This is a genomic window from Candidatus Shapirobacteria bacterium (genome assembly GCA_041659325.1).
Classification (GTDB): domain Bacteria; phylum Patescibacteriota; class Microgenomatia; order UBA12405; family UBA12405; genus JBAZYN01.
On the sequence record JBAZYN010000002.1, the window covers coordinates 182,161 to 196,588 of the forward strand.

At 42.2% G+C, this 14,428-nt stretch carries 11 protein-coding genes, 2 tRNA genes and 2 rRNA genes; 14 read left to right on the top strand and 1 reads right to left on the bottom strand.

The window, feature by feature from the left end; translation table 11 throughout:
* The first annotated feature begins 12 nt into the window (after positions 1–12).
* From WC841_04120 to radA, 13 genes are all read left to right on the top strand, one after another.
* Complete coding sequence (locus tag WC841_04120; GenBank protein MFA5828514.1) at positions 13–492, top strand: GNAT family N-acetyltransferase; 480 nt, start codon at positions 13–15, stop codon at positions 490–492.
* A gap of 89 nt (positions 493–581) precedes the next feature.
* Positions 582–3,047: a hypothetical protein gene (locus WC841_04125; GenBank protein MFA5828515.1), complete on the top strand. Its 2,466-nt coding sequence runs from the start codon at positions 582–584 to the stop codon at positions 3,045–3,047.
* A gap of 35 nt (positions 3,048–3,082) precedes the next feature.
* Positions 3,083–3,156: transfer RNA gene (locus tag WC841_04130), tRNA-Ile, on the top strand.
* Between the two features lie 66 nt (positions 3,157–3,222).
* Positions 3,223–3,345 (top strand): hypothetical protein, encoded by a 123-nt coding sequence (locus WC841_04135; GenBank protein MFA5828516.1) that lies wholly within the window; start codon positions 3,223–3,225, stop codon positions 3,343–3,345.
* A 164-nt stretch (positions 3,346–3,509) separates the two neighbouring features.
* Positions 3,510–3,583 (top strand) — tRNA-Ala (locus tag WC841_04140).
* 237 nt (positions 3,584–3,820) lie between these two features.
* Positions 3,821–6,729, top strand: a 23S ribosomal RNA gene (locus WC841_04145).
* Between the two features lie 90 nt (positions 6,730–6,819).
* Complete coding sequence (locus WC841_04150) at positions 6,820–7,404, top strand: LAGLIDADG endonuclease (protein MFA5828517.1); 585 nt, start codon at positions 6,820–6,822, stop codon at positions 7,402–7,404.
* A gap of 647 nt (positions 7,405–8,051) precedes the next feature.
* A 5S ribosomal RNA gene (gene rrf, locus WC841_04155) occupies positions 8,052–8,168 on the top strand.
* A 207-nt stretch (positions 8,169–8,375) separates the two neighbouring features.
* The gene (locus WC841_04160; protein MFA5828518.1) at positions 8,376–9,554 is read left to right on the top strand and encodes a S1 RNA-binding domain-containing protein; all 1,179 of its coding nucleotides are present in this window, start codon (positions 8,376–8,378) and stop codon (positions 9,552–9,554) included.
* Positions 9,555–9,661: 107 nt separating this feature from the next.
* On the top strand, positions 9,662–10,108 hold the full coding sequence (locus WC841_04165; protein MFA5828519.1) for a hypothetical protein: 447 nt from the start codon (positions 9,662–9,664) through the stop codon (positions 10,106–10,108).
* Between the two features lie 124 nt (positions 10,109–10,232).
* Positions 10,233–10,454 carry a hypothetical protein gene (locus tag WC841_04170; GenBank protein MFA5828520.1) on the top strand — a complete coding sequence of 74 codons (222 nt, stop codon included), beginning with the start codon at positions 10,233–10,235 and terminating at the stop codon, positions 10,452–10,454.
* Between the two features lie 180 nt (positions 10,455–10,634).
* Entirely contained in the window at positions 10,635–12,107 is a 1,473-nt protein-coding gene (locus tag WC841_04175) for a glycosyltransferase family 39 protein (GenBank protein MFA5828521.1), read from the top strand.
* Between the two features lie 112 nt (positions 12,108–12,219).
* Positions 12,220–13,590 carry a DNA repair protein RadA gene (radA, locus tag WC841_04180; GenBank protein ID MFA5828522.1) on the top strand — a complete coding sequence of 457 codons (1,371 nt, stop codon included), beginning with the start codon at positions 12,220–12,222 and terminating at the stop codon, positions 13,588–13,590.
* Here the strand turns inward: radA and WC841_04185 are convergent.
* A complete protein-coding gene (locus WC841_04185; protein MFA5828523.1) occupies positions 13,587–13,934 on the bottom strand; it encodes a hypothetical protein in 348 nt (115 codons plus the stop codon). The genes radA and WC841_04185 overlap by 4 nt on opposite strands.
* 173 nt (positions 13,935–14,107) lie before the next feature.
* On the opposite strand from WC841_04185, the gene WC841_04190 reads away from it, so the two are divergent.
* Positions 14,108–14,245, top strand: coding sequence for a hypothetical protein (locus WC841_04190; GenBank protein MFA5828524.1), 138 nt, complete (start codon positions 14,108–14,110; stop codon positions 14,243–14,245).
* Positions 14,246–14,428: the final 183 nt, after the last annotated feature.

Below are 14,428 nucleotides of genomic sequence, written 5' to 3' on the forward strand. Positions count from 1 at the left end.
TATACTGATGTGGTGGAGATTATTAAACCTAAAGCAGAGAATTTGGAACAAATTAAAAGTATTCTGGAACAGTGGACTGACAGGGAGGAGGTGGATAAGTATGTGGCAAGAATTTCAAATGAGATTAATGGGAGGACAGAATTTAATATGCAGTTTTGGGTGGCGGTGGAAGATAAGAATGCTGTCGGAATTGTTGGTCTGAGCAACCTTTTACCGAAAATATTATTTTTTGGGAAAACAAGTAACCCGGGAGAGATAAAAATATTGTATGTTGATACGAAACGGCAAGGTAAGGGGGTTGGTAAAATGCTTGTGAATTTTATTGAACATGAAGCAAAAAAACAGAAATATTCTGAATTGTTGGTTAGAAGCGCTTTCCGATACAGAGATACTGCGTGGGGTTTTTATCGAAAGATGGGCTATCTTGCAAAGGGAGAAATTGGCAGCGGAGAGAATTTGAAAACAATGCAGGTGTTCGGAAAATTATTGTAGACGAAGTCTGTTCTAAATAGAAACTAACTATTGTAAAACCGGACGTTGTTTGTGGTAAAGTTAATTATTAGACGTTTAACATACTTATTGTGAACAAGAAACCAAAGGTCTTGTATTATTTGGTCCTGTTATTGGCGTTGGGAGCGGCGGTGTATTTGGCCGGGAAGAGCCAGGAAACAAGGAGAGGAGCTTATTTTGCCGGAGCCAGGGTGAATATATTGCCGGAAATGATTACCGGAAAGGTGGGGGCGGTGGTGCCGGTTCAAGTTTGGGTGACGAGTAACCAAATTGCCGGATCTGCGGAACTGGCGAAGGTAAGCTCACTTGACGCGACCGTGTGTTATGGTGACGAATTGGTTTTGAATGCTGATACTTTGGATGAGGATTTGCAACTGAACACTGCAGCTTTTAAGAGTGTTGCCTTTAAACAAATTCAAACGCTGCCAACTTCTGTGGACGGAACAAACAAATGTTTAAAAATGGTTTTGATAACTACCGGGATACAGCCTGCCAGTTTGAAATCAGGGACTTTTCAGGCGGCAACAGTGAGGTTTAGGGGGGCAAAAGCCGGAAGCGGAAAAGTGATAATTAATACGGTGACAATGGGAGGATATAATCCTGCTCCCGGGGCAACTGATATGAGCCTGGAGGTGTCGGAAAAGAGAGGGGCAAGTTATACAATTAGCGGGACGTCGGTGACGGGAGATGTAAATTTTTACCCAATTGATTCACAAAATAAGGCAGTAGTGGTCGGTCAGTCGGTTGAGGGATTTTTGAATTTTGCAATTGGGACGAAAAAGCTGAGCGGGGTTGATTTTAGACTAAAATACGATAAAAATTTGTTGAAGTTTGAATCGATTACGCCAATATTAACTAGCGGGGTGGCCGGTTTGGGGGCAAACTGTAATTCGGCGCTGTTTGGGGCCGAAAGTGATTTGTTGGATAAAAGAGTAGACGAGACTAATGGAACGATTAACTTGGCCGGTGTATCTATGGAAACTGATGACACTAAGTTTGCGACAGGAAATGTGTGTTTGGCAAGATTCAAATTTAGAGCGCTAGTGAACGGAGAAGCGGTAGTTACTTTGGATACTAATTATGAGAATATGGCGGCGGGTTATTTTCCGGGACAGGCGGACCAGAGCATAGGAGTGGGAAATATTGTTCCACTTAGATTTGTTATTGGTGGGGGGAGTGTTCCAACCAATACACCGACAGTGAGGCCAACCAATACCCCATGGATACAGCAACCAACTAATACGCCGTGGATTAGACCAACTAATACACCGATAGTGAGGCCAACTAACACGCCGTGGATTAGACCAACTAATACACCGATAGTGAGGCCAACTAACACGCCATGGATTAGACCAACTAATACACCGATAGTGAGGCCAACTAATACCCCATGGATACAGCAACCAACAAATACTCCGTGGATACAGCAACCAACTAATACGCCGACAGTGAGGCCAACTAATACCCCATGGATACAGCAACCAACAAATACTCCGTGGATACAGCAACCAACTAATACACCGACAGTGAGGCCAACTAATACCCCATGGACACCTTCCCCGACTGCGCAACCGACAACTCCTGTTTGTGGCAACGATGAACTGGCAGGACAAGGGGTGAGCGAGATAGAGTATGAAGTGGGAATGACTTCGGGTCATTTTACCTTTTCTTGGGCGTTGTATGCATTACCCGATAAGGCAGAAGTGTTCTATGAAGGGACAAAATTGTTTGAAGTAGCGGATGATAACGATGATTTTAAGGAGGTTGTCCTCAATTTTGGACCTGGTACCTCAACAAAGATTAAGGTGAGGATTGCTCCTGAAGATGGGGTTACCGAATCTTTGTGGTATTACAAAATTGACTGCCCAGTAGCCGGACATGTTCAACCGACCAGTACTCCAGTCGGACCGACAAATACACCAGTTAGACCGACGGCGACTCCAGTACCAGCAACCGCCGGGTGGCCGATTCTGAAATATATGATCTCCTACAGGGATGTAATATCCGGTAATATGTGTGCGACTGATTGGCCGGTGGTAATTACGGCTGTTGCTCAGGATGGAACGACTAAGGTATATCAAGGGCAGAGGCCGGTTAGGGACACATCTATTAGTACCGCCATGGTCTATAGGGGCCAATTAACTTTGACAGATTTTCCTTATTATGAAAAAGTGGCTATTTTCTTTAAGGGGCCAAAGCATCTACAGAGTAAGTATGGAGTTAATAACCAGAATGTTTATTATGCCTATGCCGGCGGAAATATCGTAATGACTGATAATGAGTCGGCTACTCCGGTCTATGATTTCAGCGGTTATCCTTTGATGCCGGGTGATGTAACAGGTGAGACAGTGGGAGCTCCGGATGGGGTAGTGGACGGAAGAGATTATTCTTTCGTGAAGGCGGCCGCAACCAGAATCGACGAAGTAGGTGATGGTGATTACCTGCAGGCCGATATGGATGGAAACTGCAAGGTAAACGGGATGGATACTGCTTACTTTAAACAAACACTAAAAGATAAGTTGGAACAGATGTATTAGACCATGCTATACTAACCGGAATTGGGGGAAGATGAGGGTGATTAGCTCAGTTGGTTAGAGCACCGTCCTGATAAGACGGGGGTCAATAGTTCGAGTCTATTATCACCCACATATGGGCGAGAGTTATTGTGAACAAGTAAAGGGTGGGGGTATGAGGCTATGTTACAATTAAGCTATGAGTAGGTTTACTGTATTGAAGGTGTTTTGTTTCTTTGCGGCGGTGGGATTGATTGCTTTTGGAAGTGTGGAAAATGTAGGGCGAACGATAAAATTTGCTTTTGAAAAGTTTAATCGGTAAGTGAAATTTGTCTTATTGACGAATTAACCGTATTTAGGTAGAATAGGAACACTTGCGGATGTTGACGAATAAGAAATATAAGTTCAAAAATTTTTGAGGAAGTAGTATTTTTGAACTCATAGGGCCGCAAGATGCGGCTCTTTTTATTTTTGGACTAAGGCCTTGGGCCTGTGGCTTAGTTGGTTATAGCGCTTCATTTGCAATGAAGAGGTCGGGAGTTCGACTCTCCCCAGGTCCACAACGTAAGAACGTACAATTTTGCAAAGCAAAACGTTACGTCCAACGTTGTTAGGATAAATCCACAACTAAGTCTGAAAGTTCAAAAGTCTTAAAGTCTTAAAGTTGAGGAAGCAGTTAGAAATAAGGGAACAAATTTTGTTCCTTTAGACTGATTGCTGTACATTAACAATCTGTTTGAATCAACAAGTAATAAAAAACAATTTCTTGGCAACTAAATTGAGTTGCCAAAGTTAAATAATAAATTTCGTTAAAGCAAATGGTGAATGCCTAGGTTGCTAAAGCCGAAGAAGGACGCAGAAGATAGCGAAATTCATTGGGGAGCTGTCAACAAGTAATGATCCAATGGTGTCCGAATGAGGAAACTCCCCCATTAGAAATATTGGGGTACCCAACGCAAGTTGAGGTAGGTAAGCCGGGGAACAGAAACATCCAAGTACCCGGAGGAAAATAAATCGTATGAGATTCCGTTAGTAGCGGTGAGCGAAACCGGATGAGCCTAAACTCTAGTCGCAAGACTAAGAGGGTTGCAGGGTTCGACCTTATGACAGGAAGAAACAGAAGAACGTTCTGGAATGGACGGCCGAAGACGGTGAAAGCCCCGTATTTTAAATTTCGAGTACTGTTTTAGTTGAATACCTAAGTACCGCGATCCACGTGAAATGTCGCGGGAATCTGGGGCGACCAAGCTCCAAGGCTAAATACTTTAGCAGACCGATAGTGAACTAGTACCGCGAGGGAAAGGTGAAAAACACCCTATGTAAGGGGATGAAATAGATCTGAAACCATTTGCTAACAAACAGACAGAGCTTGTGCTTCGCACCTTGAGTCTAAAAGTTGCAAGTCTAAAAGTCTAAAAGTAAAAAAATACTTTAAAGACCTTGGACTTTAAGACTTTCGACTTAGAGCGCGGGGCATGAGTAATGTCGTGCCTATTGAAGAATGAGCCTGCGAGTGTTTCTAATTACCAAGTTTAATCCCGCTAAGCGGGAGAAGGCGAAGCGAAAGCGAGTCTGAATAAGGCGATTAGGTAATTGGAGATGACCCGAAACCACTTGAGCTAACCATGAGCAGGGTGAATGTCAACGAAAGTTGGCAGGAAGCCCGTACGGATCAGAGCTGCAAATCTGTCCGATGACTTGTGGTTAGGGGTAATATGTCAATCGAAAGTGGAAATAGCTGGCTCTCTCCGAAATATATATAGGTATAGCGTCAAGTGTTTCTCTTTGGGGGTAGAGCTACTGGATGAATGTTTAAAGGAGCAATCCTTTGGCATTTAACCAAACTCCGAATACCGAAGAGTATAGCTTGGCAGTCAGTCCGACCGGGATAAGCTGGCCGGGCAAAAGGGGAAGATCCCAGACTCACATCTAAGGTCTCTAAATTCATGTTAAGTGGGAAAGGTAGTGATTTTTCTAAGACAGTCAGGAGGTTGGCTCAGAAGCAGCCATCCTTTAAAGAAAGCGTAATAGCTCACTGATCGACCGTCCGTAGGGATGGTAGAAAAATCGCGCCTAAAATGTAACGAGGCTAAAACATGGTACCGAAGTTGGAGGATCAGGTGCGTAGCACCAGGAATTACAAAAATTAGTATAAATAAAGTCAGAAGATAATCTTTGAAAATGAATATTTATGCTGTTAGTTTGAAAGAATTAAGTGAACTATAAGTCGACTTAGTATTTGAGTTTCATTTTGTAATTTCTAGTGTTGCGCATTTGGTCGGTAGGAGAGCGTTCTGACAGCGGTGAAGCTGTGGCGAAAGCCTATGTGGAGCGGTCAGAAGTGAGAATGCAGGCATGAGTAACGAAATGCCGGTGAGAATCCGGCACGCCGAAATATCCAAGGTTTCCTCAGCTACGTTGTTCGTCTGAGGGTTAGGCGATCCTAACACGAGGCCAGTGTAGTGCTGGCGTAGTGGATGGACTACCGGTTAATATTCCGGTCCTTCCTTGAATTCGTTTTAAGTTGGGGCGTGACGACAGTTGGAAGATTCAGAGTCCGCGTGATCGGGCTTTTAAGTGTTTAGCAAGAAGGGGTTGGAAAATCCGCCTTTTCGTTATAAAGTGAAGCACGAATAAGAGTTTTCGTGAGAAGACAATTGAATTGCATCCATATGTCCGAGAAAAGCGTCGCAAATAGAATTTAGGGAATTCGTACCCAAACCGACACTGGTGGATAAGTCGAGAAGACTAAGGCGATTGGAAGACAGATGATTAAGGAACTTGGCAAATTAACTGGGTGTAAGCTTTGCAAGATACCCTGCCTCGAATAACATCGAGGCTACAACAAAAGAATGCATGGCGACTGTTTATCAGAAACACAGGTCTCTGCTAACCCGTAAGGGGATGTATAGGGGCTGAAACCTGACCGGTGCCAGAAGGTTAAATGAGAGAATAGTTCCGAGCAATCGGAATAGTTTTCGATACAAGCCCTGGTGAACGTCAGCAGTAACTCTAACTGTTCTAAGGTAGCGAAGTCCTTTGTCGTGTAAGTTACGACCCGTATGAAAGGTTTAACGACTGTGCAACTGTCTTAATCATCTATCCAGTGAAATTGAAAGAGCGGTGAAGATGCCGTTTAATTACTGTAGGACAAAAAGACCCCATGAAGCTTTACTAGATCTTTACATTGATAAGAATATAATGATTGTCGAGCGTAGGAGGGAGTCCCGATCGTAAGATCGTGGACGTCAATGGAACACCTCCCTTTGTTATTTTTGAGTCTAACCTATCCCGGTGAAACCCGGGAGGGAACCGTGTATGGTTGCTAGTTTGCCTGGGGCAGGCACCTGCAAAAAAGTAACGCGGGTACACTAAGGTTGGTTTGGTCCGGCAGGAAATCGGACTGGACGTGCAAAAGCATAAACCAGCTTGACTGTGAGACTTACTAGTCGAATTCGCCGCAAGGCGAAGTTCCGAACAATTTGATTTCGGAATCAGGGTCGAAAGACGGTTTTAGTGATCCTCGTGACCCATTTGGTATGGGCACGGGCTTACTGGATAAAAGCTACTCTGGGGATAACAGGCTAGTCGCATCCGATAGTTCATATTGACGATGCGGTTCGGCACCTCAGCCATAAAGGCTGTCGGGGTGGGCGGAAGTAATTCCGTTAGTTTGTTAATCAATGGGTCTTTTTGGTTTTTTATAAGTTTTTTTCAAAAAACTTAATATCTAGCTCATAACGGTGAACACCTTAATTGACATTCGGGTAACCTTCGGGTTACTCTTATATGTTCAATGGTCAATACCGTGGGAAGTCTAACGAAAGTGCAAAAATCCATTCTTATTGGAAGTCTTTTAGGAGACGGTACAATGAGAAAGAAAATAAATGCATATCTTGAGGTAAATCATGCCTATTCACAAAAAGTATTAGTGGATTGGAAATATTGCCAATTAAAAAATTTGGTAATAACTCCGCCAAAATGGAGAAGAGGGAATGGAAAGAGAGAAGCTTACCGCTTCTTTACCCGAAGTTTACCGATTTTAACTCCGTTTTATAATAAATTTTTTATTAACGGGAAGAAAACAATTCCCGATAATTTAAAATTAAATGCTTTGAGTTTAGCTGTGTGGTTTATGGATGATGGGTCTAAAAGCCGATCATCTATTTATTTAAATACTCAACAGTTTACGGTTGATGAACAAAACCGGCTGATATTTCTTTTGGAAGATCAGTTTGGAATTAAATCGACTTTAAACAAAGATAAAATTTATTTTCGAATTCGTGTAAGAAGCGAAAGTTCAAAAAAAATGGTAAAAATTATTGAAAAATATATTTTGCCCGAACTTAGGTATAAATTGCCAATTGTTATGACCCCGTAACGACTTGTTTTCCGATGTATATCGGGAGACAGATTCATTATTTTATAATGGATAATACGCTAGCTCCTACTCTCAATCATATTGAGACAAGAGGATGAAGGGATAGTCTAAGACCATAAGAAATTATGGAATGACATTGCGATGTCGACTTGGCGCATCCTGGCCCTGAAGAAGGGGCCAAGGGTTGGTCTGTTCGCCCATTAAAGCGCTGCGTTAGTTGGGTTCAGAGCGTCGCGAGACAGCTCGGTCTCTATCCACAGTAATCGTTCGATTCTTGAAGGGATTCGTCTACAGTACGAGAGGACCTAGACGAGGAAACCCCTGGTGTGCCAGTTGTTCTGTCAAGAGCATCGCTGGGTAGCCACGTTTCTATAAGATAACTGCTGAAAGCATCTCAAGCAGGAAGCTGACCCTAAGATAAGGAATCGTGGTCCCGCAAGGGACGAGAAATCGCCGGGAGACTACCGGTTAATACTTTGCGTGTGTAAGGTCCGTAAGGATTTGAGCTAAGCAAAGGATAGATTGAAGAAATTTATTATTAACTACGGTTTTTAGGTAATAGATCGATTGTTGCCTAGAAACCGGTGGCAGCTCAATTTAGAGGTCAAGAAAGAAGTTTTATATTTTGTTGATTTTAGTTTTTGGATTTCGGTCACTGGAGCGAGGTGGAACCACCTTTTCCCATTTCGAACAGAGAAGTGAAACGCCTCAGCGCTGACAATAGGCTTCCCACAAGGGACTTTGAAGATAGGTCGTGGCCGAAATCGAGAAACTAAAACGAAACCCTTTCCGGATAAACCGGTATTTCCCTTGAAAAGGGCAAATAAAAAGGGCAAAATCCCTCTAAATCTCCCTTTGACAAGGGAGACTTAAGAGAATTGATTCAAATAGATTAAAAAAAGATTTATGTTAATAATTTATTTAGGGTAGACAATCCCGTTTATTCCCTGATATAGGGGATTTTTTATTATATGGCTAAAAAAAATAAAGATAGTCAGAAAGTCTCAAAGTCGAAAAGTCTCAAAGTCGAAAAGTCTCAAAGTCGAAAAGTCTCAAAGTCAAAAGTAGGTGAGGTTTTTTCCATGGCGGATTTGTTGAAACTGGAGGGGTCAATACCACTAGGGCTTAAAAAAGGTCAGGATATTAAGGGAAAAATAACTTCGATAAAAAATAAGGCGATATTTATCGACGTAGGCGGGAAAACTGATGCGGTGGTAATGGGGAAAGAGTTTGAATTTGTGAAAGACTATGTGGCAGATTTGAAAATTGGAGATGAGATAGAAGTTCAGATTAAATCTCCGGAAAATGACAAGGGACAAATTTTGGTATCTATCAGAGGAGCCGCCTCGGGTTATGGTTGGAATTATTTTAAAGATAAAGAAAAGAGCGGTGGGGAAGTGACGGTTTTTGCGAAAGAACTAAACCGCGGAGGAACGGTGGTGGTGGCGCCATTTGGATTCTTTGGATTTATTCCGGGCTCTCAAATAGGCGGTAAATACGATGGCGATCCGGAAAAAATGCTGGGGAAGAAAGTTAAGGCGAAGGTTTTGGAAGTAGACCAGGCCAAAAATAGACTAGTTTTCTCGGAAAGATTGGTGTCTGAGCCCGGTAAGGTGGGCGAAGAAGTGAACGCGATTGAGAATCTAAAAATCGGTGATGATTTTGAGGCCGATGTGGTACGGGTGGAGCCATTTGGAATTTTTGTTCGAATTAGTTTTATGGCCGGAGAACAGAAATTGATCTTGGAGGGATTGGTGCATATTTCTGAAATTTCATGGGAAAAAGTGGAAAATGTGTCATCGCTGTTTAAAGCCAAAGATAAGATAAAAGTAAAATTAATTAACAAGAGTGAGGGAAGACTGCAATTTTCCTTGAAGAGAATGTCGTCTGACCCGTGGGAAAAGATTGAGGAAAAATATCCGAAAGAGAAGGAGCTTGAAGGAGTAGTGGTAAGAATTGCTAATTTCGGCGCCCTGGTAAAACTGGAAAACGGGGTGGAGGGATTGGTTCACATATCAAAACTTATCGGCGGAGTGGTTTTGAAAGAAGGCGAAAAGGTGCAGGTATATATAGAAAGCGTGGATGTGGCGAAGAGAAAAATTTCTTTGGGACTGGTGGCGATGGATAAGAAGAATGTGATTTATAAATAGGTAAGCTAATGGTCGAAAGTCTAAAAGTCTGAAAGTAGAAAGCTTGAAAAAAGCCCCGCTGAATCGGCGGGGCTTTTATTACCGATTGTCCTGTGATAGTATGGGGTATGTCGAATGAAACACCTGTAGAACTGCCGTCATCTTCTTTATCATTGAAAGAAAAATTAAGGCAGGAGATCGAAGGATCAGGGATTGATCCAGAGATTGTCAGGGCGGTGGCGCTAAGATCGAAGTATTTGTTGGAGACAGCCGAAGCATCCAGTGAGTTGGATAGATTAAGGGGAGAAGGGTCGGATGTATCGGGGCTCCGTTATAGGTCGTGTGAACTTAATTTACAGGAAAGTATTGTCAGGAAAGGCACGGCGGATGCATTAGTTGCTATTAAATTTGATCCGGGCGATGTGGAGGCTGCGGAGGTGTTAGTGAGTGAAATCAAGGCAAGAGAAAGGGAGCGATGGTCCAAGGAATCGAAAAGAGGCGATGGTTATCCAAATTATCAGTCTATTGTGGTCCTTGACTGTGTTGTAGAAGCAACGTCGCGTAAGAAAGGCTGAATTTATGGAGGGTTACAATATATGTGGTTTGGATAATGGAGATTTTACCAAAGGCGGGCAGGGCAAGGAGGGATCTTGGGAGCCCCACCGAATCGGCGGGGTTTTTGGTATGATATAATGCGATATGGCAGTCGGAGATGTAATACGAAGAAACCTTCCATGTAGTGTTTCTGATGGTGAGGCGAGGGTGACTTTTGTGGAAAGTGAGGGTTATTGGACAAAGAAGTGTGAGGGGTGTGGTCGTTCTGGGGGTAAAGAGGGTTTACCTTGGTTGGAATCTGAAAGTGGGGCGGTAACACCAACAACAGCAGTTAGGGTGACCCGATGTTCGATGGTATTAGAGTAAAGGCGCGGATAAGGGGTTGATAAGCGGACTGGTGCACTCTGGTTTTGATGTGCGGATTTCTCTGAGTCAAGATTTCTCCGTACATAACGGTAAAATTTTGTAGGTTTCACCAGAGGGGCTAGGAACGAAGAAAAGCAATGTAATCAGTAAACAGTAACCGGTAATTGGTAAAATAAATAAATGGAGAAAAATCGGATGTGGTTTTGGGGAATTATGGTTGCTTGTTTATTGCTGAGTAGTTGGTGGCTTATACAGAATAATTTACTTTTTCATTCAGATGTGGGAAGAGATATGTATTTGCTAAAAGATATCGTGGACAACCGGCATCTGACATTAATCGGACCCAGATCGAGTTTGTCCGGTTTTTTTCACGGACCTTTGTGGTTGTATATAAGCTTGCCAGTATTTTTGATAGGGGCGGGAAATCCAGTGGTAATGGCGATTTTTTGGTTGATATTATTGATACTCAGTTGGTGGTTGGTTTATCAAACAGGAAGAAGGATGACGGATGAAACGACAGCGATGGTGGCGACAGTATTGGTGGGTAGTGCGACTATTTTAAATAGTCATGCGACGATTAATTCATATGGGGCAGTAATAATTTTTCCGCTATTTTATTATTGTTTCGGAGAATATATAAGAACAAAGAAAACTAAATATTTGGGTTTGGGGCTGTTGGTTGGCGGGGCAATGGTTCAATTTGAAATTGTCTTTGGATTACCAATGCTTTCTGTGTTGATAATATATAGCGTATTTGAGATTTTTAGAAGCCGAAAATGGCGGAATATGTGGATATATATGTTGTTGTTGGTGCCATTTTCGACATATTTGATATTCGATTTGAGGCACGAGTGGATACAAACAAAAGCAGTTCTGGGGATGTCGGGAGACTTTTCGGCATTTAATTGGCCAGATATGATTAATTGGTGGAAATTAATGACAGGAAATAAAATATTGGCCTGGTTTGCGGTAATTGGGGTGATTTGGGTAAGCTTAATAAAATTTAAAAATAGAAATAATGAATATGATTCATGGTGGTTGTGGGGAGGAACAGTGGTGGTTTTATGGGGAGTGTTGATGGTAATGAAAATAGAATCGGTAGATTTTTACTATTTACCTTTGATCTCGGCGATGGCAATGATGATTGCCTGTCTGAAAAATTATTTTAACAAGCGGTTATACTGGGTGTTGATAGTGTCGATAGTATCGGTAAACTTGATTAGGGCGGTAAAAGACACGGTGAACTATTCCAGAGATGTAAATCGCCAAGATCAGGCCACTTGGTTGGCAAACGTAGAAGCAGGGAATTGGGTAGTGGATCACTGCGGCAATAATTTTGGTTATTTTGTTTATAGCTCGGATCTATATGGTTATTCATTGAGATATATGATGGATCATTTGAAGATAAAAGAAGATGTTATTGGAGATTTGAACGTAAAGAAAGAAATAACCTGTTTATTGATGGGCCCAAATTCAATAGAGAACAATTGGAGCCGGGAAACTTGGAGGGAAAGTGATGTGAAAATTAAAACAAAACCGGCAGAGCTAAAATTATTTGGAAATGGGATATTGGTGGAAAAATATATATTATCTGCTGAAGAGCAAAAAATAGCACCAAATCCATTTTTGATTAAGGACGCAGCTTTTAGATAATTATTTGCCCTTAAGATACTATAAATTAAGAAGTGGTTTCACCTGAGGCCCTAGAAACGAAGAAAAGCAATGTAATCAGTAAACAGTAACCTGTAATTGGTAAAATAAAGGGATGAAAAAAACGAACGAAGTGGTTTTTGTATGTTCAAATTGTGGGAATGAGTTTGGAAAGTGGAGCGGACAGTGTTCGGCCTGTGGGGAGTGGAATACGCTGAAAGAAGTCAAAAGTCTAAAAGTCGAAAGTCGAAAGGGAAAAAGATTAAATCAAAAAAGAGAAAGGACACAGGTTGTAAATTTGGGAAAATTAAATCTACCCCTAGCCCCTCCTTTGACGAAAGGAGGGGAAGGTATTTATATATCTGCGGGAATATCCGAATTTGATAGAGTTTTGGGTAAAGGATTTGTGCGGGGACAAGTAATACTTTTTGCCGGCGAGCCAGGGATAGGTAAAAGTACGCTTTTGACCCAATTGATGGGAAATGTTTCGGGGTTATATGTGGCCGGGGAGGAGTCGGCAGAACAAATAGCACTAAGAGTGGAGAGATTACGGCTGGATACGAAAAAGTTTGATATTTTGGAAACTAATTCAGCAGATGAAGTGATTGAGTTTCTGGAACGAGCAAAAAATGTATACAAAATAGTGGTGGTCGACTCGATTCAGGTAATGCTGACGGAGGGAGCGGCCTCGGTGGCGGGCAGCCCCGGACAAATTAAGGAAGTAACCTTCAGATTGGTGGAGGTGGCCAAGAAATTGGGGGTGACTATTATAATAGTAGGACATGTGACCAAGGAGGGGGATATTGCCGGACCAAAAATGCTCGAGCACATGGTGGACACGGTGTTGTATTTTGAAGGAGACAAAAATTCAGAGCTGAGAATTTTGCGGGTGACTAAAAATAGATTTGGGCCGACGGATGAGGTGGGGGTGTTTAAAATGGAAGAAAGAGGATTGAGGGAAATTCGAAGTGATGAGATTAATCTGGTGTCGGGGGGTGGGGCGGCGAAAATCGGATCAGCGGTGACAGTGATAATGGAGGGGACCCGGCCGATATTGGTAGAAATACAAGCATTGGTGGTGGAAAGTTTTGCGCCCATGCCGAAAAGAGTATTTTCGGGAATTGATTATAACCGGGGACAATTGTTGATTGCGGTGGCGCAAAAGATTTTGGCGATGCCACTTTATAAATATGATGTGTTTGTATCAGTAACAGGGGGGATTAAGATAGATGATACAGGTTCTGATATAGCGATATTGGCGGCAATGTGGAGTAGTTATAAAAATCTACCACTAAAACGAAATCCCTCCTCTAATCCTCCCTTTGACAAGGGAGGACGGGGGGCACTAGTTTTTATTGGAGAAGTATCATTGTTGGGAGAGGTGAAGAAAGTGAGGAATTGGGAAAGAAGAATCAAAGAGGCAAAGAGTTTGGGGTGGGAGGCGGGGGAAGTAGATGGGGTAAGAGATTTAAAGCTTTTAGTTTAGGAATTCGGGAGGCTGGTTATAGTGGCTCTGGAAAGGGCCTCATCGGCGGAATTGACGGGACCATTGTCAATTGTCACGCGGCCTCCTGGAAGAATATAAAAACTTCCAACGGTGACAGGATATCGGTGGCCAAGGGAAGTGGTTACGAAACATTTATCTTTTTGCGGTTGGGTAACGATAATGGTTTTCCCAATTTTGTCATCGTCAGTGATACTGAGTAGGCCGAACCTAGCTAGATCAGGACTTCCTACATTTCTTGATCCACTAAGAATTAAGACTTCGGGAGGTTTGCGATAGGGTCCGGAGGCGATTGCCCTGGATTCTATTTCTATTTTGGTGGCCATAGCGGAGTTTAACATTGTAAAAAGATGTTTTCCACATGATGTTGAAAAGGGTGCAAAAGTGTATAGATTGAACTTAGAAAACTATGTAGTTAATAATATAGGTAATGCGTATTTCGGTGAGTTATTTATTATGGGTTATAGACAGTCAAAAATAGGAGTGCTATATTCGATTAATGCTTAAAATGTTTTGGAAAAAAATGTTTGGGGAGAGAGATAAAAAGCCGCAGAAAAAGACAGTTGGGGAGATGAAATGGGGAGAGAAGCAGATTAAAGAAATGGCTAAGCTTAGGGGAAAATTAATTTTGATGTGATTGAGTTTGGGGTCAAGAGTAGCAGAGGGGGCAGGTCTGCTACTCTTAACTTTTGACTTAAAAAACAAAAAAAAAGAAACAACTTTATCGATATTCTCAAAGCAGGTGGAACACGAATATTGTTGTTTCTTCAGTTCTTAAGATAGGCTCTTTGGAGCAGATTGTCAAGTGGAGTAAGAAAAG